General features: G+C 71.9%; 18 protein-coding genes and 2 pseudogenes. 4 read left to right on the top strand and 16 right to left on the bottom strand.

All coding sequences use genetic code 11. The features are described 5' to 3' along the window. The first annotated feature begins 68 nt into the window (after positions 1-68). The 4 genes and pseudogenes from H0H10_RS17395 to H0H10_RS17380 all read left to right on the top strand — a co-directional run. Positions 69-635, top strand: coding sequence for a SigE family RNA polymerase sigma factor (locus H0H10_RS17395; RefSeq protein WP_188181898.1), 567 nt, complete (start codon positions 69-71; stop codon positions 633-635). Next, a complete protein-coding gene (locus H0H10_RS17390; RefSeq protein WP_188181897.1) occupies positions 632-1,501 on the top strand; it encodes a hypothetical protein in 870 nt (289 codons plus the stop codon). Before H0H10_RS17395 ends, H0H10_RS17390 begins: the two co-directional genes overlap by 4 nt. A gap of 85 nt (positions 1,502-1,586) precedes the next feature. Further along, a complete protein-coding gene (locus tag H0H10_RS17385) occupies positions 1,587-2,423 on the top strand; it encodes a pectate lyase (RefSeq protein ID WP_188181896.1) in 837 nt (278 codons plus the stop codon). A gap of 178 nt (positions 2,424-2,601) precedes the next feature. After that, positions 2,602-3,660 (top strand): annotated as a pseudogene (locus H0H10_RS17380) (glycoside hydrolase family 43 protein); the annotation flags it as partial. Positions 3,661-3,679: 19 nt separating this feature from the next. Here H0H10_RS17380 and H0H10_RS17375 read toward each other — a convergent pair. From H0H10_RS17375 to H0H10_RS17300, 16 genes and pseudogenes are all read right to left on the bottom strand, one after another. Next, positions 3,680-4,744, bottom strand: a complete 1,065-nt coding sequence (locus H0H10_RS17375) for a dienelactone hydrolase family protein (protein ID WP_188181895.1) — start codon at positions 4,742-4,744, stop codon at positions 3,680-3,682. Then, entirely contained in the window at positions 4,728-5,849 is a 1,122-nt protein-coding gene (locus H0H10_RS17370; protein ID WP_188181894.1) for a pectinesterase family protein, read from the bottom strand. The genes H0H10_RS17375 and H0H10_RS17370 overlap by 17 nt, the downstream gene beginning before the upstream one ends. A gap of 66 nt (positions 5,850-5,915) precedes the next feature. Continuing rightward, positions 5,916-7,243 (bottom strand): annotated as a pseudogene (locus H0H10_RS17365) (pectate lyase family protein). Between the two features lie 38 nt (positions 7,244-7,281). Then, complete coding sequence (locus tag H0H10_RS17360) at positions 7,282-8,082, bottom strand: rhamnogalacturonan acetylesterase (protein ID WP_188181893.1); 801 nt, start codon at positions 8,080-8,082, stop codon at positions 7,282-7,284. A gap of 95 nt (positions 8,083-8,177) precedes the next feature. Beyond that, a complete protein-coding gene (locus H0H10_RS17355; protein WP_188181892.1) occupies positions 8,178-9,539 on the bottom strand; it encodes an ABC transporter substrate-binding protein in 1,362 nt (453 codons plus the stop codon). Between the two features lie 64 nt (positions 9,540-9,603). Next, positions 9,604-10,653, bottom strand: a complete 1,050-nt coding sequence (locus H0H10_RS17350) for a pectate lyase family protein (RefSeq protein WP_188181891.1) — start codon at positions 10,651-10,653, stop codon at positions 9,604-9,606. 33 nt (positions 10,654-10,686) lie between these two features. Then, on the bottom strand, positions 10,687-12,204 hold the full coding sequence (locus tag H0H10_RS17345; protein ID WP_188181890.1) for a glycoside hydrolase family 43 protein: 1,518 nt from the start codon (positions 12,202-12,204) through the stop codon (positions 10,687-10,689). Continuing rightward, positions 12,201-13,046, bottom strand: a complete 846-nt coding sequence (locus H0H10_RS17340) for a DUF6807 domain-containing protein (protein WP_188181889.1) — start codon at positions 13,044-13,046, stop codon at positions 12,201-12,203. Before H0H10_RS17340 ends, H0H10_RS17345 begins: the two co-directional genes overlap by 4 nt. Further along, the gene (locus tag H0H10_RS17335; protein WP_188181888.1) at positions 13,043-14,215 is read right to left on the bottom strand and encodes a Gfo/Idh/MocA family protein; all 1,173 of its coding nucleotides are present in this window, start codon (positions 14,213-14,215) and stop codon (positions 13,043-13,045) included. The genes H0H10_RS17340 and H0H10_RS17335 overlap by 4 nt, the downstream gene beginning before the upstream one ends. After that, a complete protein-coding gene (locus tag H0H10_RS17330) occupies positions 14,212-15,522 on the bottom strand; it encodes a pectate lyase family protein (RefSeq protein WP_188181887.1) in 1,311 nt (436 codons plus the stop codon). Before H0H10_RS17330 ends, H0H10_RS17335 begins: the two co-directional genes overlap by 4 nt. After that, a complete protein-coding gene (locus H0H10_RS17325; protein WP_188181886.1) occupies positions 15,519-16,415 on the bottom strand; it encodes a carbohydrate ABC transporter permease in 897 nt (298 codons plus the stop codon). The genes H0H10_RS17330 and H0H10_RS17325 overlap by 4 nt, the downstream gene beginning before the upstream one ends. Then, the gene (locus H0H10_RS17320) at positions 16,412-17,347 is read right to left on the bottom strand and encodes a carbohydrate ABC transporter permease (RefSeq protein ID WP_188181885.1); all 936 of its coding nucleotides are present in this window, start codon (positions 17,345-17,347) and stop codon (positions 16,412-16,414) included. The genes H0H10_RS17325 and H0H10_RS17320 overlap by 4 nt, the downstream gene beginning before the upstream one ends. Positions 17,348-17,444: 97 nt before the next feature. Beyond that, on the bottom strand, positions 17,445-19,166 hold the full coding sequence (araD, locus tag H0H10_RS17315; protein ID WP_188181884.1) for an L-arabinonate dehydratase: 1,722 nt from the start codon (positions 19,164-19,166) through the stop codon (positions 17,445-17,447). Continuing rightward, positions 19,163-20,071 carry a dihydrodipicolinate synthase family protein gene (locus tag H0H10_RS17310; protein ID WP_188181883.1) on the bottom strand — a complete coding sequence of 303 codons (909 nt, stop codon included), beginning with the start codon at positions 20,069-20,071 and terminating at the stop codon, positions 19,163-19,165. The genes araD and H0H10_RS17310 overlap by 4 nt, the downstream gene beginning before the upstream one ends. Then, positions 20,068-20,745, bottom strand: coding sequence for a GntR family transcriptional regulator (locus H0H10_RS17305; RefSeq protein WP_188181882.1), 678 nt, complete (start codon positions 20,743-20,745; stop codon positions 20,068-20,070). Before H0H10_RS17305 ends, H0H10_RS17310 begins: the two co-directional genes overlap by 4 nt. Positions 20,746-20,892: 147 nt before the next feature. Continuing rightward, complete coding sequence (locus H0H10_RS17300; RefSeq protein WP_188181881.1) at positions 20,893-21,495, bottom strand: TIGR03086 family metal-binding protein; 603 nt, start codon at positions 21,493-21,495, stop codon at positions 20,893-20,895. Between the last annotated feature and the right edge of the window lie 14 nt (positions 21,496-21,509).

Raw genomic sequence — 21,509 nt, 5'->3', positions numbered from 1 at the left:
AGTTCCGGGTCCCGGCCCGGCGCACGGCTGTTCGACGTCGGGGAAGCCGCTGCGAGGAGAGACCGCCCGTGGGCACAGTCGTCGACGACGCCGCCTCCGTGGAGTTCCACGCCTTCTTCGAGCGCCACTACGCCGAACTGTCCCGGCTCGCCCATCTGCTGACGGGTGAGCCGGACACCGCCGACGACCTGGCGGCGGACGCGCTGCTGGCGCTGTGGCACCGCTGGGACCGGGTGCGCGCGGCCGACCATCCGGTGGCGTACGCACGCGGTGTCGTCGCCAACCTCGCGCGCACCCGCATACGCAGCGCGGTGCGCGAGCGCCGGCGGATCGCCCTGTTCTGGTCGCAGCGCGAGGAGAGGACCGAGAACCCCGACGTGGCGGGCGTGGTGGACGTGCAGGAGGCGTTGCGCAGACTGCCGTTCCGCAAGCGGGCCTGCGTGGTGCTGCGGCACGCGTTCGACCTGTCCGAGAAGGACACCGCGCTCGCCCTGGGCGTCTCGGTGGGTACGGTGAAGAGCCAGACGTCGAAGGGAATGGCCGAACTGCAGCGGTTGCTCGGCACATCGGGAGCTCCGCAGCGGGTGCGCGCGGCGATCGCGCGCACCGGCGAGGCCGCGGAAGGGAACCGATGACCATGCGGCGGGACGTGCACGGGGAACTGCGCGCCCGGCTGCACGAGGCGGCCGGGGCGCACGAGCCCGACCGGGCGCGCATGCTGGCCCGGATCGAACGCGGCATGGCCGGTGAGGTGCGGCCCGACCACCGGGCGACGCGTCCGCCGCTGTTCGGCTGGGCGCGGGTGGCCGGGGCGACGGCCGCGGTGGCGGGCGTCCTCGCGGTCGGCGGCTACGCGGTCGCGTCCGCGGTGAAGGAGGACGCGCCCCCGCAGCGTTCGGTCGCCACCTCGCCGACGCCCACCGCGTCGCCGTCCCCCGAGGGCACCGCGAGCCATGCGCCCGCGCCGCCGGCGGATCCGTCGCCGCGCACCTCGCCCGCGTCCCGGGGACCGCAGTCACCACCGCCCTCCCGGCCTCCGGCCGGCACCTCCTCCGCCCGGCCGCCGGCCGCCGGTGAACAGGACGGTCCGCTGTGGTCGGACGGCTCGGTCGACCCGCACAGCAACGAGTTCTGGGCGCAGAGCAACGTCACGCTCAAGACCCGTGAGCCGCTGACCGCACTCACCGTCGAGCTGAGGATCGCGCAGACGGGCGGGGTCGCCTCCACCGGCGCCTGGCGGTCCCTGCCGGAGGACGACTTCTCCTTCGCGGTCGCCGAGCGGGACGGTTTCCTCGTCTACACGTGGACGCTGAAGGAAGGCCGTACGGTCCCGGCGGGCGAGTGGGTCTTCGCCGGCCAGTACGACCACGAACGCGGCGGCCGGGACGCCGCGGACGACCGGTACACGGCGAAGGCGACGGCCGCCTCCGGACAGCGGTCGGTCGCGGGCGACTTCGCGGCGCACGGCACCGACGACGCCTCCGGCGGCACCGGTTCGTGAAAAAGATCTGAAGAGGCGGCAACCCTTTCCCCACCCGTGGCGACCAGGAAGCGCAAAGATCCTCTCCCCCACGCAAGGAATGGGCATGACTGCACGAGCCGAACAGCGCGTCCGACACCGCCGCCGGGTCACCAGGCGGCGGGCGGTGATCGCCGCGGCCTCCGCCTTCGGGCTCACCGGCGCGGCGATCGTCACCACGACGATGCTGTCCACCGCCGGTGCCGCCTCCTCCCCCTGGCCCACGGACACCGGAAGCAGGCCCGTCTCGTCGACGATCCCGGTGTCGGGCACCTACGACGGGAAGATGAAGAAGTTCTACGGCACCGGAGCCCTGGGCGGCGACGGCCAGGACGAGGGCCAGGACCCGGTCTTCGAACTGGCCGACGGAGCCACGCTGAAGAACGTGATCATCGGCACCCCGGCCGCCGACGGCGTCCACTGCAAGGGCTCCTGCACGCTGCAGAACGTGTGGTGGCTGGACGTCGGCGAGGACGCCGCCAGCTTCAAGGGCACCTCGCCGTCGGCCGTGTACACGGTGTACGGAGGCGGCGCGAAGAACGCCGACGACAAGGTGCTGCAGTTCAACGGCGCCGGCAAGCTCGTCGTCAGCAAGTTCCGGGTCGAGAACTTCGGCAAGCTGGTGCGCTCCTGCGGCAACTGCAAGAAGCAGTACCAGCGCACGATCGTCATCAACGACGTGGACGTCACCGCGCCCGGCAAGTCGATCGTGGGCGTCAACGCCAACTACGGCGACACGGCGGCGCTGCGCAACGTCCGCGTCCACGGCGACGCCAAGAAGAAGATCGAGACCTGCGTCCGCTTCGAGGGCAACAGCACCGGAAAGGAGCCCAAGAAGCTCACCCCGGTCGGCCCGTACGGCAAGACCTGCGACTTCACCGGCGCCGACATCAGCTACGACTGAGCGCCCCGGGCCGCCGGGCCCGTCGAACGCCCCCGCCGGTGACGGCCGGCGGGGGCGTTCCCCTGTCCGCGGCCGAAACTTTCGGCCCCTGCCGCCCCGTTGACGCACGGCCTCCCGCTCGTGACACTCCGAGGGCACGCCACCCGACAGAATCCACCAGACACCCACAGGAACCCTCATGCGTCGACTCGCGTTCCGCACCCTCCTGGCCCCGTGTCTCGCCCTGCTCCTGGCCGTGTTCGCCGCCGCACCCGCGAGCCAGGCCCACGTCCGCAAGCCCGCCAAGCCCCCGGAGTACGCCGGTTACCTCTTCGCCTACTTCACCGGCGAGGGCACCGCCGACGGGGAACAGATCCGCTACGCCCTCAGCCGCGGCAACGACGCCCTGCACTGGCGGGAACTGAACGGCGGCAGACCGGTCCTGACCTCCACCATCGGGGAGAAGGGCCTGCGCGACCCGTTCGTGATCCGCTCCCCCGAGGGCGACAGGTTCTACATGATCGCCACCGATCTGCGGATGTACCAGGGCAGCAGCGGCACCTGGGACGAGGTCCAGCGGCACGGCAGCAAGTCGATCATGGTCTGGGAGTCCACCGACCTGGTCCACTGGACCGACCAGCGGCTGGTGCGGGTCTCCCCGGACAACGCGGGCAACACCTGGGCGCCGGAGGCGTACTGGGACGACTCGCTCGACGCGTACGTCGTCTTCTGGGCGTCCAAGCTGTACGCCGACGACGACCCGGACCACACCGGCTCGACGTACAACCGGATGCTGTACGCGACCACGAAGGACTTCCGCACCTTCAGCGAACCGAAGGTCTGGAACGACCCGGGCTACTCGGTCATCGACTCGACGGTCGTCGAGCACGACGGCACCTACTACCGGTACACCAAGGACGAGCGCGACCCGTCCTCCGGCTCGCCCTGCTCGAAGTTCATCACCGGCGAGAAGTCCGCGTCCCTGACGGACACCTCGTACGACCTCGTCGCCGACTGCATCGGCAGGGGCGCGATGGACCGCGGCGAGGGGCCGACCGTGTTCAAGTCGAACACCGAGGAGAAGTGGTACCTGTTCATCGACGAGTACGGCGGCCGGGGCTACCTCCCCTTCGAGACCACCGACCTCGCCTCGGGCACGTGGACGCCGTCCTCGGACTACCGGCTGCCCGCCAGCCCGCGGCACGGCACGGTCATCCCGGTGACGCGGGCCGAGTACCAGCGGCTGCTGGCCGCGTACTGAGACGCACGGTCCGGGCTCACAGGACGGCGTCGAGCCAGGCGAAGACGTCGTCCTGCACCCGGACCGGGAAGGCGTGCCCGGCACCCGGCAGGATCTCCGTACGGAGCCGGTCGCCGGCACCGCGGGAGCTCCAGACCGCGCGCAGCCGGGCGTACGCCGCGCGGACGCCGTCCGCCGTGAACAGCGGGTCCTCCTCGCCGTGCAGGAACAGCATCGGCTTCGGCGCGGCGATGCTCGCCACGTCGGGGAGGTCGAGGTGCCGGGCGAGACCGGGGTGGAGCATGTGGAACGCCGACTGCCCGCGCAGGGCGTTGTTGCCGGGCACCATCATCTCCTTCAGGCCGGTCATCCAGCACACGCTCACCGCGGCGGCGACGTCGTCGGTGAGGGCGGCCGTCTGCCAGGCGCGGAAGCCGCCCATGGAGAAGCCGAGGGCCGCCACCCGCCGGGCGTCGACGCGGCCGAGCCCGGCGAGGAAGGCGGCGGCCCGCGCGTCCTCGCGGGCCATGAGTCCGGCGAGGGAGCTGCCGAGGTGGTACAGGCTGCTCGCCAGGGCCTGCTGCCGCTCGTAGGCGAGGGGGGCGCGGTCGCCCCACCCGTAGGCGTCCAGGCACAGCACGACATGGCCGCGCCGGGCCAGTTCGTCGCCGGGGAAACGTCCGCCGAAGTGCCGGCCGGCCCACTCCTCGGCGGCGGCGAGGCGTGTGCCGTCGGACCAGGGCCGGACGAGTTTCTCCTTGCCGATGTCGAACCGGGAGCCGTGGTCGTGCAGCAGCAGGACCGCCGGGAACGGCCCGGTGCCGTGCGGGGTGAGCAGGGCGCCGCGGACGCGTTCGTACCGGGTGAGGGAGAGGGTGACCGACTCCCGCGTGTATCCGTCGCCCTCCGAGCGCGCGGTGTACTCCGGGGCGAACGGCGTGGTGTCCTGCCGGTCGACGAGCAGGTGGTCCTCGACGGTCGCGCGGGCCGCCCGCCGCCACGCCCCGAAGTCGCGGATCGGCGAGGTGCCCCAGGCGAGCGGGAAGGTCAGCTCGTCCTTGAGCGACGGGTGGAAGCCGGGCAGCTCAGCGGCGGTGGTCATACGGCCGCCAGTCCCCGAGGTACGCCTCCCGGGTGTGCGACGCGGCCTCGGCGCGGGTGAGCCGGGGACGGTTCTCGGGGACGGTGATCGTCGCGCCGGGGCCGGTGTTGCGGTACTCCCGGAAGCGCTGGTCCTGCCACGGGTGGGCGTCGCGCATGTTGGCGTAGGGCGCGACCGCGTCGATGCCCGCGCCGAGGCGGGTCTCGCGGACGGTGAGCATCGGGCGGGCGGTGGTGTCGGAGCTCGGCACCCAGGGGCGGGCCAGCTTGTAGAAGCCGTCGGGGGCCTCGCTGCTGACGCGGCTGTGCGTCACGAGGTAGCCGCGCGGGTTGGCGCCCGCCGTGGACGGCGCGAACACGAAGCCGTAGGGCGCGGTGGACAGGTCGGTGCGGGTCAGGGTGCGGAAGTGGCAGTGCTCGTAGACCGCCGTCGCCCGGCCGAAGACGAAGTCGACGTCGCCCTCGACGTGACAGTGCGTGTAGTACTGGCGGGCGAAGTGGCCGAGGTCGCGGCTGTCGGCGTAGAGGGTGTCCTGGTGGCCGAGGAACCGGCAGTGGTGGAAGGCCGAGCGGTCGCCCTGGACCTTGATCGCGACGGCCTGGGTGCCGCTGACGCCGGGGTGGTCGGCGCGCAGCCAGTCGTTGGCGAAGGTGATCCAGCGGGCGGTGAAGCCGTCGGCCTGCACGGTGGTGGTGGCCGAGCCGCTGGTGCCGTAGGTGCCGGAGCCGTCGGGCCTGGGGGTGCCGGCCGCGTTGTCGTACACGATGACGACGTCCCGCGGGTTCTCCGAGGCGCCGATCCAGGTCCACTCCGTGCGGGTGGCGTCGACGGCGACCGTCTCCCGGTAGGTGCCGGGCGCGATGACGAGCGTCCAGCCGGCGCCGGCCGCCGCGGCCACCGCGGCCCGGACGGAGGTGAAGTCGCCGCGGCCGTGCGGGTCGACGTACAGGGTCTTCGGGGTGGCGCGGGCGGCCGGTGAGCCGTGGCGGCCGAACGGGCGCGGACGGGGCCCGGCGGACGCGGGGCCGGCGGCGAGGCCGAGGGCGGTGCCCGCGCCGGCGGTCGCCAGGAGGAAGCCTCTGCGGGTCAGGGCGGGTCGGTGCATGCGGGTGCTCCTTCGCAGGTGGCGGGCCGGGGCGGTGCGGGCGCCCCGGCCCGGTTCGGGGGCGCGTCAGCGCAGGCGGCCCGCGCCCGCTCCGCGGTCGACGATCGCGGGGACCGCCTTCGCCGGGTGGACCCCGGTGCGCAGGGTGGGCGTCCAGCCCGCGCCCGGCTGGAGGGTCTCGCCGGGGATCTCCGCGTTGTGCACGGCGATCAGGTCGACGCTCCGGCCGTTGACGCGGTTGTGGGCGGCGGTGACCGGCGACTCGTTCCACTTCTTCAGCACCTTCGCGGGGCTGACCCCGTCCGGCAGCGTGAAGGCGTTGTGCTCGGCGACGAGCTGCGACTCCTTGCCGATGCCGAAGCTGTAGGCGTAGGAGTCGTCGGCCACGAAGTGGTTGTTGTAGACGTCGACCTGGCCGAAGCGGACCCGGGGCGCGCGCTCGACGAGGTTCTTGAACAGGTTGTGGTGGAAGGTCACCTTCAGGTGTCCGCGGTCGCCGGCGGCGGTGGACTCGCTGTCGCTGTTGCCGATCAGGATCGTCTTGTCGTGCTCGGTGAAGACGTTCCAGGAGGCGGTGACGTGGTCGGCGCCGCGGACCACGTCCAGCTGGCCGTCGTGCTGCTGGTACAGCATGCCGAAGTACGTCGGGGCCGCGCTGTCGGGGTGCTCGCCGTCGGTGAAGGTGTTGTGGTCCAGCCACACGTGGGTGGAGCCGTACACGACGGCGCTGTCGTACTCGGAGTTCCAGTTGCCCTTGTCGCCGTCCGTGGGGTCCCACTGCGGGAAGCAGTCCACGGGGCTTTCGAAGGTCAGGTTGCGGACGATGACGTTGTCCACGCCCTTGATCTGGAGGCTGGCGCCCTTGAAGCCGGCGTTCCGGCCGATGCCGATGATCGTGGTGTTGGCGGGGACGTTCGCCTTGATGGCCTGGTCCTGGCGGGCGGCGGAGGCGCGGCGCAGTCCCTCGGGGCTGTCGTCGGGCTCGTCGCCGAGGTCGGTCTCCAGTCCCCAGTTCTCCGGGGAGTACTTCTCCAGGTAGGCGCCGAAGTCGTAGCCGGGCGCGGCGAAGGCGTCGCAGCCGTCGGCGACCGCGTCGATGGTGCCCTTCACCTTGATGATCCTCGGTGCGCTGCCGCCGGCCGCGAGGGCTGCCTTGAACTGGGCCCAGGTGCTGACGGTGTACACGTGCTCGGCGTCGGCGGCGGCACCCCGGTGGTCCCGGTGCCGTGGGACGCCCAGCCGTCGTTCGCCGGCAGGGTCTGCCGGGCGAGGTCGCGCGGGTGGTGGGGGCGGGCCTGGGCGGCGGTGCCGGTGAGGGACAGCACGAGGGCGGTGCAGCCGATCAGCGCGGCACCCCTCTTCATGGCATGCCCATGCCATCTCTGTCTTTCCATGGTGCGGCTCTCCTTCTCGCCTGATGAGGGTCGGGGTGCTACGCGGCGGGCGCCGGGGGCCAGCCGATCCAGGACTCGGGGATCTCCTCGTCCAGCCGGCGCACGTCCCGGTGCGCCAGCACCCGCGTGCGCAGCAGCTCCCGGGTGACGAGCCGGGCGACCTCGATCGCGCCCGGCGGGTTGAAGTGGGTGTTGTCCTGCTCGGTCGCGGTCCAGTTGAAGTACGTCTTCGTCCCCTCGACGCCGATCCGCTGCCACAGCGCGAGCGACAGCGCCTGGACGTCCAGCAGCGCCACGCCCTCCTCCCGGGCCAGCTCCCGCATCGCCGCCGGGTACTCGCCGTGGCTCGGCACCGCCCGGCCGTCCGCGTCGAACCGGCGCCGCTCGACGGGCGTGGCCAGCACCGGCCGTGCCCCGCGGGCCCGGGCGCCCTCGACGTACAGCCGCAGGTGGTCCTGGTACGTCGTCCAGGGCTCGGTGTAGCGGGCGGGGTCCTCCTTCTTCTCGTCGTTGTGGGCGAACTGGATCAGGAGGAAGTCGCCGGGCCGGATCGATCCGAGGATCGCGTCGAGCCGCCCCTCGTCGACGAAGCTCTTGGAACTCCGCCCGTTGACGGCGTGGTTAGAGACGCCCAGTTCCCCGCGGAGGAAGAAGGGCGCCGCCATGCCCCAGCCGGTCTCGGGAGCGGCGTCGGCGTACTTCTGGGCGGCGGTGGAGTCGCCGGCGATGTAGAGGGTGCGGGGCCGGTGACGTGCGGCCTGTGCGGTTCCGGTTGCCGCGAACGCCAGCGGAAGGGCGGTGACGGTGGCTGCGGTGACCTGTCTGCGCGTGAGTGACACGCCGGTGTGCCTTTCGGAGGAGGGACGAACGGCTTCCCGTGGGACGGTCCGCGGCCCGTGGACCGCGGACCGTCCCACGGCGGGAACCGGAACGACTAGGCCATCTGCTCGTTCCACTCGGCCTGCGCCTCGTTCAGCTGCTCGGCCATCGTGTCCAGGAAGTCCTTCGCGCTCATCTTGCCCAGCAGCACCTTCTGGAAGTTCGGCTCGTTGTCGGCCTTGGAGATCGTGTTCCAGTCCGGCAGGTAGTACGGCAGCTGGACGATGGTCGTGGACCCGTCGTTCAGCGCCTGCGCCGCCAGCTTCGTCGGCTCGGCCTTGGTGATCCACGCGTCGTTCGCGGCCTCCGTGTTCGCCGGGACCTGCCCCGCCGACTCGTTGAACTTCGAGTTCTCCTCGTGGGAGAGGGCGAACTCGATGAACTTCCAGGCGGCGTCCTTGTTCTTGGAGCTCTTGAACAGGCCGAGACCGTCGACCGGGTTGGACACCTGGACGCGCTTGCCGCCGGGCCCGGTCGGCTGCGGAATGCCGCGGAACTTCTCCGTCCCGAGGGCCTTCACGTGGTCCTGGTAGGAGCCCAGGTTGTGGTTCAGCATGCCGATGGTGCCGGAGTCCCACTGGGCGACCATCTTGGTGAAGTCGTTGTTGACGTCGGCGGCCGGCGTGGCCTTCTTGTAGAGGGCCGCGTACTTCTCCAGCGCCGCCACGTTCTTCGGGTCGTTGACGGTGGTCTTCTCGCGCTGGGCGTCCCAGAACGACGTGATGCCGGACTGCCCGTACATCGCGTCGAGCGCCTGGGCGATGGAGCCGGCGCCGCCGCGGATGGTGTAGCCGAACTCGTTCTTGTCCTCGTTCGTGAGCTTCTGCGCGGCCTCGAAGAACGCGTCCCAGGTCGTCGGCGGCTCCAGGCCGGCCTTGTCGAACAGGTCGGTGCGGTAGTAGAGGACGCCGTTGTTGGCGGAGGTCGGGACCGAGTACAGGCGGCCGTCACCGCCGCCGGCCGCCTTCAGCGACTCGAGCATGTCCTTGTTGAGCTTGCTGTTCAGCGACGATCCCGTGAGCCGGTTCTCCAGCGGCTCCAGCGCGTCCTGGGCGGCGAAGCCCGCGAGCATCGCCGCGCCGACACCGCCGACGTCCGGCAGGCCGCCGCCCTGGATGGCGGTGTCGACCTTGGACTGGTACTCGGTGGCGGCGATGCCGACGTACTCGACGTCGATGTCCGGGTTGGCCTTCTCGAAGTCGGCGATGATCTCCTTCCAGATGTCGGTGCGGACACCGCCGTTGTTGTCCCAGAAGACGATCTTCCCCTTGCCGCTGCCCTCGGCGCCCTTGTCGCCGCCCGCCCCGCTGCCGTCGTCGCCGCAGGCGGTGGCGGTCAGCGCGAGCACGGCCCCCAGGGCGACGGCGGCCGACGTCCGGCGCCTGCCTGTGCTGCTGCTGCGAATGCTGATCTTCATTGGTCGGCTCTCTTCTTCTGGATCCAACGAAAGAGGTGAACGTGCTGAACGCGTGGGGGGGGGATCAGTGGGTGCCGATCTGCTTCTGCGGTCCCGAGAAGCGCTTCACCAGGGCGGGGACGGCCGCCGCGGGGTCGAGCCGGTAGTCGTAGAAGTCGCGCGGGTCGAAGGCGGCGCCCCACTCGTCGTGCCGGCCCGTCGTGTTCTTCAGGATCGATCCGCGCTGCACCAGCTCGGCGGTGGCGTCGGCCTGGTAGGGGTGCTGGACGTCCTGGTAGTAGCTGTTCTCGATGACCATCTTCGTGGCGCCGCGCGACCAGTTCCCGTACGTCCACACGGGGTCGCCCGGGTCCGCCTGCGCCGTCAGGTAGTTGTTGTACAGGTGCGCGCGGGCGGCGTTGTCCACGGAGGGGTTGCGCTGCTTGGTGTTCGCGAACCAGTTGTGGTCGATCGTGATCTGCGTCCTGACGTTCGTCGTCCAGCCCAGTCCGAACGTCTTGTTGTTGTTCTCGAACCGGTTGTAGGAGACGGTGACGTACTCGCTGTCCTTGCGGACGTCGAGCTGCCCGTCGCAGATGTTCGAGAACCGGTTGTGGTCGACCCACACGTGGTGGACGGTGTCCATCTGGATGCCGTCGTAGTCGGTGTCCTTGCAGTCCCAGTTCCCCTCGACCGCCGAGTCGCGGATCGTCAGGTTGCGGATGATCACGTTGTGCGTGCCGGGGTTCAGGTGCAGCTCGCCGTGGACGATCTCGCCGGTGTCGCCCACACCGACGATCGTCTTGTCCGAACCGACCACGATTTCCGCGCCGAATGGCTCGACGTCGATCGCGCCCGCCACCCGGATGACGTACGGCTCCTCGGCCGCCGCGTACTTCACCAGCGCGGCCTGGTCGGTGACGGTGACGACCTCGCCGCCGGCGCCGCCGGTGGTGCCGCCGGCGAGGGAGGCGAAGCCGTGCGGCCGGTCGGTGAAGCGAGGGGTCCCGGTCTCTGCGCCCGGAGCGGCCCGTGCCTCGCCGAGCGTCCCGAGACCCAGGGCGGTGACCAGACCGAGGACGGCGGCGAGGGTTCTGCCGGCTCCCGGCAAGCGCTTGCTACGGAGGTGCGTCATTGCGGCTCCCAACAGGCGTACGGGTGGGGTGGGTTACTGGGGTCTGATGCGGAACTGCGTGAAGGTCGCCGCGCCGGCGTGTCCCTGGCCGGCGGGCGCGAGCGCGAACAGGCCGAGCAGGGCGCCGACCCAGCGCCAGGGGGCGGCGGCGAAGACCTGGCCGGTGGGCCGGAAGCCGTCGCCGACGTCGCAGGAGAAGCGGCAGCGCGCCCCGGCGTCCGCCTCGATCCGCAGCCGGGCCCGCCCTTCGGGCGCGAGCCGGGGGCGGTCGGCGTCCCGCTCCGCCTCGGCGACCGGCTCGGCGAACCGGTGCACCAGGTGCACCGACCCGTCCGCGCCCCGCTGGAGCCCGATCCAGCGGTAGGCGTCACCGAGCACCGCGAGCCCCGCCCGCGCGCCCGGCTCCTCGCTGTCCAGGCACAGTTCCACCTCCACGGCCGACGGGTGACCGGGCAGCCGCTGGGTGAGGACGTTCGGCAGCCTGCGCAGGTCGTGGGCGTCGGCGGAGCGGACGCAGGCCAGCTTCAGGCCGTCGCCGGAGTGCTGGGTGGCCCAGCCGTCGCGCGGGTTGGCCGTCCACGACCACTGGCGGCCGAACCGTCCGCCGGGGAAGTCGTCGTCCGTGGCGGGCGCCGCCGGGGGCTGCGGCGGCAGCGCGGGACGCCGGTGGACGCTCACCGGGGCACCGTCGTCGCCCAGCACCGGCCAGCCGTCCGGGCCCCAGCGCATGGGCTGGAGGTGGACGACCCGGCCGTGGGCGCCGCGCTGCTGGAAGTGCAGGAACCAGTCCTCGCCGGCCGGGGTGCGCACCCAGCCGCCCTGGTGGGGGCCGTTGACGTCGGTGTCCTTCTGCTCCAGGACGACCTTCTCCTCGTACGGCCCGAAGAAGCCGCGCGAGCGGAACGCGCCCTGCCAGCCCGTCTCCACTCCCCCGGCGGGCGCCATGATCCAGAACCAGCCGTCGTGCCGGTAGAGTTTCGGGCCCTCCAGGGTGAACCAGCCGGGGATCCGGTCGGCGTCGACGATCACCTTGCCCTCGTCCAGGACGGCGGTGCCGTCCGGGTGCATGCGGTGGCCGGTGAGCCGGTTCTTGACGCCGGAACGGGACCTGGCCCAGGCGTGCACGAGGTACGCCTCGCCGGTCTCCTCGTCCCACAGCGGGCAGGGGTCGATCAGGCCCTTGCCCTCCTTCACCAGGTGCGGTGTGGTCCAGGGCCCCCGGATCTCCGGGGCGTTGACCTGGAAGATCCCCTGGTCGGGGTCGCCCCAGAAGATCCAGAAGCGGCCGGCGTGGTGCCGCAGGGAGGGTGCCCACACCCCGCAGTCGTGGCGCGGCACCGCGAAGTCGTCCGCCGGCTCCAGGCGGTCCAGGGCGTGGCCCACCAGGGTCCAGTTGACCAGGTCGCGGGAGTGCAGCAGCGGCAGGCCGGGGGCGCGGCCGAAGCTGGAGGCGGTCAGGTAGAAGTCCTCGCCGACGCGGACGACGTCCGGGTCGGACCAGTCGGCGTTCAGGACCGGGTTGGTGTAGGTGTCCGCGGTCTCGGGGGTCATGGGCCCACCGCCTTCCGTACGAGGGTCGCGGCGTCGTCGGTGCCGAGCCGGCCGTCGGCGACGACGGTGACGATCCGGCGCACGAGGGTGTCGCCGGGTGCGACGGCCAGGCGTTCGTCGTGGGCGAGGGAGGAACCCACGCCCGGGTACTCCTCGGTGCGCACGAACCACGGGTCCCGCCGGGTCCGCGCGGTGGCGCCGGCGAACACCAGCGACCAGGTGCCGCCCACCAGGGCGAGCCAGTCGGCGGTGCGGCCGTGGACCTCCTGCTCGCCCTTGCGGTCGGCGGTGAAGACGTCCGGGGCCGCGCTCTCCTTGCGGGCGCGCCAGAAGAAGCCGCCGTAGGCCGCGCCGGGGCGCCCGTTGGTGGCGGGGCTGCCGATGGTGACCGGGTCGCGGGTGGCGTTGGTGAGGGAGAAGGTGAAGTCCAGCGCCCAGGCGGTGGCGGTGAGCTCGGTGGCGGCGACCGTGCGGCGCTCGCGCAGCAGCTCCGTGCCGCCCGCCACCCAGCGCAGCTCCTCGACGAAGCCGTCGGGGTCGCGGAGCTGGAAGGCGAGGTGCCGCTGGGTGCCGTGGTTGTCCAGCTCCGTGGGGCCCCGGTCGCGGACGAAGGTGCGCCCGCCCCAGAAGTTGTGCCCCTCGACGTCGGGAACGGCGACACCGACGCCGAGGTGGTGGAGGTGGTCGGCGGGGCCGGACTCGGTCACGGCCGTGCCGGCCAGGGTGGTGACGGGGTGCAGGTAGGGGCGCGGGGAGAGCCGGGCGGGCAGCTCGGGCCGGGTGACGTAGCGGCCGACGGGCCGGCCCGCCACGCGCAGCACCGGGGAGTCGGTGCCGGTCATCGGGTGCTCACCTCTTTCAGCGGGTGCTCCGTGTCCGGTGCCCAGGGGGCGCCCAGCTCGGAGTAGAGGGAGAGGGTGTCGGCGGCCGCCGCGACGAGCCCGTCGATGCCGGGGACCACCCGGCGGCCCTCGCCGGGGACGCGGTGCCAGGCGCCGTCGGGCAGCGGGGCCGGGTCGGGGGCCCGGCGGACGGCCTCCACGACCCGCATGAAGGCGCCGGTCTCGTCCGGGGGGACGAGCAGGGGGACGCCGGTCGTGAGGTGGGCGACCAGGTTCTCCAGCAGGTCGGTGCGGCCGTACTCGTACTCCTCGGGGCCGTGGCCGGCGCGCTGGAGCAGGACGCGGTCCTGCTTGTACCAGAAGGTGATCCGGCCGCTGGTGCCGTGCACCAGGACGTACGGCTCGTCGGCCCGCTCGGCGCACAGCGTCGCCGCGACGGTGACCTGGTGGCCGCGCGCGGTGCCGATCCGGACGCAGGAGGTGTCGTCGGCCTCGATGTCGTTGGCGTGGCTCAGCTCGGTCTCGATGCCGGTGACGTCCTCGGCGCGGGTGCTGTCGCCGAGGGCCAGGGCGGTGGCGACGGCATGGGCGAGGGGGTTGGTCAGCACGCCGTCGATCACGTCGGCGCCGTCCAGCCGGCGTCTGCCCGCCCAGGGCGCCCGCCGGAAGTACGCCTCGTCGCGCACCCAGGCCCCGGCCCCGCCGATCCCGGCCGTCCGGCCGATGGCGCCCTCGGCGAGCAGTTCACGGATCGCGGGCACGGCGTGCGAGCCCAGCGACTGGAAGCCGATCTGGCAGGCGACCCCGGCCGCGGCGACCCCGTCGGCCATCCGGCGGAACTCGGCGTAGGAGGGGGCCGGCGGCTTCTCCAGCAGCAGGTGCACGCCCCGCTCGGCCGCCGTGAGGGCGAGGTCGGTGTGGGTCGGGATCGGGGTGCAGATCACCGCGACCCGGGCGCCGGTGGACTCCAGCAGCCCACCGAAGTCGTCGGACTGCTCGGGGAGTTCACCGCCGAACTCCTCCTCGGTGAGCGGGGTCAGCTCGCAGATGCCGGCCAGCCGTACGAGGCCCTTGTTCTCCAGGCGGCGGATGTTGTCGACGTGCCAGCGGCCGTGGCCGCGCGCGCCCGCGAGGACCACGGGCAGGGGTGTGCTGCCTTTGAGGCTCATGGGATCCTCCCCGCGCCGGCGCCCCGTGCCACCTCTCGGTCGGCCACGGCAGCGCTGTCGATCCTTCCGTGCAGGGTGGGTGTCCAGCCGACGTCGGCCGTCAGGTCGCGCTCGCTGCCGGAGTTGTAGGCGTTGTTGAGGGCGAGCAGGTCGACGGGGAAGCCGTTGAAGAGGGTGCCGCTCTGGTGCAGTGCACTGCCGTTCCAGCTCTTGACCAGGTCGGCCGCCTCGACGTGGCCGGGGGTGGTGAAGGCGTTGTTCTCGGCGTGGATCGCGGACTCGGTGGAGACGCCGAGGGAGTAGCGGTAGTCCGAGCCCTCCGGGACGACGTACCGGTTGTTGTAGACGTGCACCTGGCCGAAGCGGACGCGCGGGGCGCGCTGGACGATCGACTCGAACTCGTTGTGGTGCAGGGTGACCCGGAGCCTGCCCCGGTCGCCGGTGGCCGAGTCGCCGTTGCCGATGAGCATCGCCTTGTCGTGGTCGGCGAACCGGCTCCAGGAGACGGTGACCAGGTCGGAGCCGTTCGTGATGTCCAGCAGGCCGTCGTGGCGCAGGTAGTTGCGGGCGAAGTGGGTGGGTTCCCTCTCGTCCGGGTGCCCCTTGTCGGACAGGGTGACGTGGTCGATCCACACGTGGGTGGCGCCGCGCAGCCAGATGTTGTCGTACGCCGTCTTCCAGTCGCCGAGGCCGCCGGAGTTGGGCTGCCAGACGGGGAAGCAGTCGTAGGCGTCGCGGATGTCGAGGTTGCGGATGATCACATTGTCCGCGTCCTCGACCTGGAGGCCGGCGCCCTTGAGCACGGCGCCGGAGCCCAGCCCGACGATCGTGGTGTTGGAGCCGATCCGCAGCACGACCCGCTCGGCCTGCCGGGCGGCGGACGCCTGGCGGGCCTCCTCCTGCGGGCCGCTGGGCTTGGCCGCACCCCAGGTGCGGGGGTCGTAGGCGGCGAGGTACTTCTTCAGGGTGTAGCCGCCGGTGGCGTAGTCGTCGCAGTCGAGGTGGTCGCCGTCGTCGTCGGTGTTGGCGTCGATGGTCCCGGCGATCTTGATGATCTTCGGGGTGTCGCTGCCGCCGTCGAGGGCGCGGACGAGTCCGGCGCGGTCGGTGACGGTGTGGACATGGGCGTCGTCGGCGGCCGCTCCCCCGGTGGTTCCGGTTCCGTACGCGGCCCAGCCGTCGCCCGCCGGCAGGGTGTCGCGGCCGATGTCGCGGGCCTGCGCCTGAGCGGGCACGCACAGGACGCCCAGGAGGACGGCGGAGAGGGCCAGGTGACGGCGTCTCAGCCCTGCGCGATGGAGTCTCATCCCTTCACCGCCCCCGCGCTGAAGCCGGTGATCAGCCACTTCTGGATGAAGGCGAAGACGATCACCACGGGGACGGCCGCGATGATGCCGCCGGCGGCGAGCGCGCCCAGGTCCACGCTGTCCGCGCTCATCAGGGTGTTGAGGCCGACCGGGATGGTCTGCTTCTCCTGGTTGTTGAGGAACATCAGGGCGAACAGGAAGTGGTTCCAGGAGTGCACGAAGGCGAAGGAGCCGACGGCGATCAGGCCGGGCCGCAGCAGCGGCAGGACGACGACCCGGAAGGCCCGCATCCTGTTGCAGCCGTCGACCCAGGCGGCCTCCTCCAGGGAGTACGGCACGTTCTTGATGAAGTTGCTGATCAGGATCATCGACAGCGGCAGCTGGAAGACCGTCTCGGCGATGATGACGCTGCCCAGCGAGTTGATCATGCGCAGCTCGGCGAAGATCTCGAACAGCGGCACCAGCAGCAGCGCGCCGGGCACGAACTGGGAGCAGAGCAGGGCGAGCATGAAGCCCCGCTTGATCCGGAAGTCGAACCGCGCGAGGGCGTAGCCGCCGGCCAGCGCCACCAGGGTGGTCATCACCAGCGTGGCGACGCCGACGAGCACGCTGTTCTGGAAGAAGGTGCCGAAGCTCCGGTCGGTCCAGACCTTCTCGAAGTGGTCGAAGGTCATCGGCCAGGGCACGAGCGAGGTGGAGCCTGCCGGGCGCAGGGCGAAGAGCAGGATCCAGTAGAACGGGATCAGGGTGAAGACGAGGTAGACGGAGAGCGGCAGGTAGATCTGCCAGCGGGGGACCTCGTCCCAGGCGGGGCGCCGCTTCGACGGCCCCGGCGGTGCGGGCGCGACGCGCGCGGGGGCGGGCGCGGCCTCGGTGGCCTCCTTGGTGATCACTTGTTGTCGCCTCCGAACTTGCTCAGCCGCAGGTAGACCATCGAGCAGAAGAGCAGGATCACGAACGCCACCGTGGTCAGGGCCGACGCGTAGCCGAAGTCGTGCGCGTCGACGCTGGTGTTGGCGATGTACAGCGGCAGCGTGGTGGTCTCGCCGGCCGGTCCGCCGCCGGTCAGGGTGTAGAGCAGGTCGACGTTGTTGAACTCCCACACCGCGCGCAGCAGCGTGGACAGGATGATGGCGTCCTTCAGGTGCGGCAGCGTGATGTGCCAGAACTGCTTGATGCGGCTCGCCCCGTCGACCTCGGCGGCCTCGTACAGGTCCTTCGAGACGGACTGGAGGTCGGCGAGGATGAGGATCGCGAAGAAGGGGACGCCGCGCCACAGGTCGGCGACGATCGCCGCCGGGAACACGGTGGAGGTGTCCGACAGCCAGCTCGTGCCGTAGTCGCCGATGCCCATGTCGGCGAGGTAACGGGTGATGCCGGTCTGGGAGTTGTAGAGCAGCACCCAGATGGCGGAGGTCAGGACGCCGGAGACGGCCCACGGGGAGAAGACGAGGGCGCGGCCGAGGGCGCGGCCGACGAACGTCTGGTTGACGATGAGGGCGAGCGCCAGGCCGAACAGCAGCTGGAGTCCGACCTCGACGAAGACCCACTTGGCGCTGAAGACGAGGGTGTCCCAGAAGACCGGGTCGTCGGTGAAGATGCGGACGAAGTTGTCGAAGCCCGCGTAGCCGTTCCGCCACGGCTTGGTGGGGTTGTAGTCCTGCAGGCTGTAGTAGAAGACGCTGACGACCGGGTAGGCGATGAAGCCCAGCATGAGCAGGGCCGCCGGGGCGATCAGCAGGTACGGGAGCCTGCGCGGTGTGGCGGAGGCACGGCGCCGCCGGGGTGGCGCGGGCGGTTTCGCCACGGCTGCGGCTTGGGCCATGACTGTTCTCCGTTCTGGTACGTCGTGCGTGTGTCGTGCGGGAAGCGCTTTCTCCACGGGCAGGGGTGTGCGGGTCCCTGCGCTGTGCGGTGGTGGTTCAGCCGGCGTACGGGTCCTGCACCTTGCCCGGGCGGGCCAGGAACTCGAAGTCGCAGCCGGTGTCGGCCTGGGTGATCTGCTCGTTGTAGAGCGCGCCGTATCCGCGCTCGTACCGCGCGGGGGGCGGCGTCCACCGCGCCCGGCGGCGCTCCAGCTCCTCGTCGTCGACGTCGAGCCGGAGGGTGCGGGCCTCGACGTCGAGGGTGATGCGGTCGCCGGTGCGGACCAGGGCCAGCGGGCCGCCGACGTACGACTCGGGGGCCACGTGCAGGACGCAGGCGCCGTAGCTGGTGCCGCTCATCCGGGCGTCGGAGATCCGCACCATGTCCCGCACGCCCTGCCTGAGCAGGTGGTCGGGGATGGGCAGCATGCCGTACTCGGGCATGCCCGGTCCGCCCTTGGGGCCGGCGTTGCGCAGCACCAGCACGCTGTCGGCGGTGATGTTCAGGGACGGGTCGTTGATGGTGCGCTGCATCGTCTTGTAGTCGTCGAAGACGACCGCGGGGCCGGTGTGCTTGAGCAGGTGCGGCTCGGCGGCGATGTGCTTGATGACGGCGCCGTCGGGGCAGAGGTTGCCGCGCAGGACGGCGACCCCGCCCTCGCTCGCGACCGGGTTGTCGCGGGGCCGGATCACGTCGTCGTCGTGGACGAGGGCACCGGCGATCTGCTCGCGCAGGGTGTCGTGGGAGACGGTGGGCCGGTCCAGGTGGAGCAGGTCGGGGATGCGGGAGAGGAAGCCGGGCAGGCCGCCGGCGAAGTGGAAGTCCTCCATGAGGTACTTCCGGCCGCCGGGACGGACGTTGGCGAGCACCGGGACGGTGCGGGCGATGCGGTCGAAGTCGTCCAGGGTGAGGGTCACGCCCGCGCGGCCCGCCATGGCGATCAGGTGGATCACGGCGTTGGTGGAGCCGCCGAGGCCGAGCACGGTGGTGACGGCGTCCTCGAAGGCGTCCGCGGTGAGGATGTCGCTCAGCCTGCGGTCCTTGTGGACCAGTTCGACGATGCGCAGGCCCGCGGCGGCGGCCATCCGGTCGTGCCCGGAGTCGACGGCCGGGATGCTGGAGGCGCCCGGGACCGTGACGCCGAGGGCCTCGGCGGCGGCGGTCAGCGTGGACGCGGTGCCCATCGTCATGCAGTGGCCGGGCGAACGGGCCAGGCCGCTCTCCAGCTCCTGCATCTCGCAGTCGCCGATCAGGCCGGCCCGCTTGTCGTCCCAGTACTTCCACATGTCGGTGCCGGAGCCGAGCACCTCGCCCCGCCAGTGGCCGGGGAGCATGGGCCCGGCGGGCACGAAGACCGCCGGCAGGTCGACGCTGGCGGCGCCCATGAGCAGCGCGGGCGTGGACTTGTCGCAACCGCCCATCAGCACGGCGCCGTCGACCGGGTAGGAGCGCAGCAGCTCCTCGGTCTCCATCGCGAGCAGGTTGCGGTAGAGCATCGGGGTCGGCTTCTGGAAGGTCTCGCTGAGCGTGGAGACCGGGAACTCCAGCGGGAAGCCGCCCGCCTGCCACACTCCGCGCTTGACGGCCTGGGCGCGGTCGCGCAGGTGGACGTGGCAGGGGTTGATGTCGGACCAGGTGTTGAGGATCGCGATGACCGGCTTGCCGAGGTGCTCCTCGGGCAGGTAGCCGAGCTGGCGGGTGCGGGCCCGGTGGCTGAAGGAGCGCAGGCCGTCGGTGCCGTACCACTGGTGGCTTCTGAGCTGTTCGGGGGACTTCATATGGACCACCCGGCGGCGATGGCGGCGACCTCGGCGCGCTCGTTCTCGGGCAGCGGCTTGCTCGGCGGGCGGACCTCCCTGCGGCACAGCCCGAGGGAGGCCAGGGCCTCCTTGACGACGGTGACGTTGTTGGCGGAGCCGTTGGCGGCGCGCAGTTCCTCGAAGCGGCGGATCTGCTCCCAGACCTTCATGGCGGCCGGGTAGTCGCCGGCCCGGAGCGCTTCGATCATGTTCAGCGAGACGGCCGGGGCCACGTTCACCAGCCCCGAGGTGAAGCCGGTGGCGCCGGCGGAGAAGTACGAGGGGGCGTACGGCTCGGCGAGACCGGCGACCCACACGAAGCGGTCGAGGCCGGCGTCGCGGGCGAAGGCGGCGAACCGGGAGGCGTCCGGGACGGCGTACTTCACGCCGATGACGTTGGGGCAGGCGTCGGCGAGTTCGGCGAGGCGGGCGCCGGGGAGCCGGTCGTTGCGGATGTAGGGCACGACGCCCAGCTCGGGCACGGACTCGGCGATGGCGCGGTGGTAGTCGACCCAGCCGCCCTGGGAGACGTAGGGGTGGACGGGCTGGTGCACCATCACCATCCGGGCCCCCAGCTCGCGGGCGTGCCGGGCGGAGGCGATCGCGGTCGGCACGTCGTGGCCGACGCCGACCAGGATCGCCGCCCGGTCGCCGGCCTCCTCGGCCGTCAGCTCGGTGACGAGGCGGCGCTCGGCCGGGGAGAGGGCGTAGAACTCGCCGGTGTTGCCGTTGGGGGTGAGGGTCGTGATGCCCCCGTCGAGCAGTCGACGCAGCAGGGCCCGGTAGGTGCCGGGGTCGACGGAGCCGTCCTCGGCGAACGGGGTCACCGGGATCGCCACCACGTCGGCCAGGGCCGCCCGCTGGGTCTCGAACGTCGTTGTCATGCCTGACCGTCCTCTTCCCGGGCTTCCCCGGCCTCGTGTTCCGCTGCCGGGAAGGCCCGCTCGACGAACGACGCGATGTGCGCGTGCAGGGCACCGGCCGCGCCGTCCGCGTCGCCGGCGAGGGCGAGGCGCAGGATCTCCTGGTGCTCGCCCGCCTCCTGCTCCCAGGAGGGGTCGGCGGCCCAGGCGACCGCGGAGACGAGGGCCGCCTGGTCGCGGACCTCGTCGAGCATCCGGCCGAGCAGCGGGTTGCCGCAGGGCAGGTACAGGGCGCGGTGGAACTCGCGGTTGGCGAGGGACCGTTCGGCGGTGTCGGTGGCCCGGTCGGCGCGGGTCAGCGCCTCGCGCGCGGCGTCCAGGGAGGCACCGCGCCGCACGGCGCGCCGGAGCGCCTCGGGCTCCAGGAGCAGCCGGACGTCGTAGACCTCGCGTGCCATGTCCGCGTCCACCATGCGCACCGTGACGCCCTTGTACTGGCTCATGACGACCAGTCCGGTGCCGGCCAGTGTCTTGAGCGCCTCCCGCACCGGTGTCTTGGACACCCCGAACTGTGCGGCGAGGTCGGTCTCGACCAGGGCCTGTCCCGGCGTCAACTGCCCGGTGAGGATGCGGCGTTTGATCTCCTCCAGCACGTACTGCGTGCGGGAGGGGATCGGCGTGGGCACAGAGGTCATGCGCGCCTCTCGGATCTCGCGTCGGATCGCGTATCTGATCTCGCGTATCGCGTCTCATATATGACGTACGAAGTACGACGCGTTGAAACTAGGAGTGGCGCGGTGTTTCGTCAATGCTTCTGACAAAGGAAGTTGGGATTACGGGCGTCAGGCGGGTGGCGCCCAGGCCGGGTCCCGTCCGCTCAGGCCGAGCGCGCGGTCCAGCAGCGGCGCGTCGGCCGGGACCGGGACGACGGGGCCGAAGAGGCCGCCACCGTCGCGGTCGGGCTCCTCGGCCGCGGCGGCGAGGAGGTCGTACGACACGCGGAGCGCGGCGGGGTCGGGCGTGTACTCCTGGCCGGTCGCCCGGGCCAGGTCCCAGCCGTGGATCACCAGTTCGTCGGCCGCGACGGCACCGGCGACCGCACCGGTCAGGCCGACGCCGCCGGCCCGGGTCGTGCCGGTCCAGGCCGCCGGGTCGCGCCAGGCCTCGGCGAGGTCGCCGAGCACCGCGGGCAGTTCCTCGCGCCAGCCGGGCCCGATGTCCGGCACGGCGGCGTCGGGGCTGGTGTCGGTCGTGACGCCGAGGTCCTTGCGCCCGGCGTCCCGGAAGGCGACGACCAGGCCGGTCAGATGCCCGAGGAGGTTGCGGACCGCCAGGTCCGGACACGGTGTCGGGTCCGTGAGCTGCCCGTCGCTCACGCCCTGCGCGAGACGCGCCACGATCCGGGCCTGCGGCCCGAGGTCGAGGGCGGTGGTGTCGGCTGTCATGGGCTGCTCCTCTC

Source organism: Streptomyces griseicoloratus (genome assembly GCF_014534645.1).
Taxonomy (GTDB): Bacteria; Actinomycetota; Actinomycetes; order Streptomycetales; family Streptomycetaceae; genus Streptomyces; species Streptomyces griseicoloratus.
Note: the sequence above shows the minus strand (reverse complement) of the source record. Positions and strands in the feature narration are given on the sequence as shown.

Excerpts from the sequence above, each read along its gene's own strand:
- H0H10_RS17390 (WP_188181897.1), top strand. The coding sequence starts at position 632 with ATGACCATGCGGCGGGACGTGCACGGGGAACTGCGCGCCCGGCTGCAC.
- H0H10_RS17385 (WP_188181896.1), top strand. The coding sequence starts at position 1,587 with ATGACTGCACGAGCCGAACAGCGCGTCCGACACCGCCGCCGGGTCACC.
- H0H10_RS17375 (WP_188181895.1), bottom strand. The coding sequence starts at position 4,744 with ATGACCACCGCCGCTGAGCTGCCCGGCTTCCACCCGTCGCTCAAGGAC.
- H0H10_RS17370 (WP_188181894.1), bottom strand. The coding sequence starts at position 5,849 with ATGCACCGACCCGCCCTGACCCGCAGAGGCTTCCTCCTGGCGACCGCC.
- H0H10_RS17355 (WP_188181892.1), bottom strand. The coding sequence starts at position 9,539 with ATGAAGATCAGCATTCGCAGCAGCAGCACAGGCAGGCGCCGGACGTCG.
- H0H10_RS17350 (WP_188181891.1), bottom strand. The coding sequence starts at position 10,653 with ATGACGCACCTCCGTAGCAAGCGCTTGCCGGGAGCCGGCAGAACCCTC.
- H0H10_RS17345 (WP_188181890.1), bottom strand. The coding sequence starts at position 12,204 with ATGACCCCCGAGACCGCGGACACCTACACCAACCCGGTCCTGAACGCC.
- H0H10_RS17340 (WP_188181889.1), bottom strand. The coding sequence starts at position 13,046 with ATGACCGGCACCGACTCCCCGGTGCTGCGCGTGGCGGGCCGGCCCGTC.
- H0H10_RS17335 (WP_188181888.1), bottom strand. The coding sequence starts at position 14,215 with ATGAGCCTCAAAGGCAGCACACCCCTGCCCGTGGTCCTCGCGGGCGCG.
- H0H10_RS17330 (WP_188181887.1), bottom strand. The coding sequence starts at position 15,522 with ATGAGACTCCATCGCGCAGGGCTGAGACGCCGTCACCTGGCCCTCTCC.
- H0H10_RS17320 (WP_188181885.1), bottom strand. The coding sequence starts at position 17,347 with ATGGCCCAAGCCGCAGCCGTGGCGAAACCGCCCGCGCCACCCCGGCGG.
- araD (WP_188181884.1), bottom strand. The coding sequence starts at position 19,166 with ATGAAGTCCCCCGAACAGCTCAGAAGCCACCAGTGGTACGGCACCGAC.
- H0H10_RS17310 (WP_188181883.1), bottom strand. The coding sequence starts at position 20,071 with ATGACAACGACGTTCGAGACCCAGCGGGCGGCCCTGGCCGACGTGGTG.
- H0H10_RS17305 (WP_188181882.1), bottom strand. The coding sequence starts at position 20,745 with ATGACCTCTGTGCCCACGCCGATCCCCTCCCGCACGCAGTACGTGCTG.
- H0H10_RS17300 (WP_188181881.1), bottom strand. The coding sequence starts at position 21,495 with ATGACAGCCGACACCACCGCCCTCGACCTCGGGCCGCAGGCCCGGATC.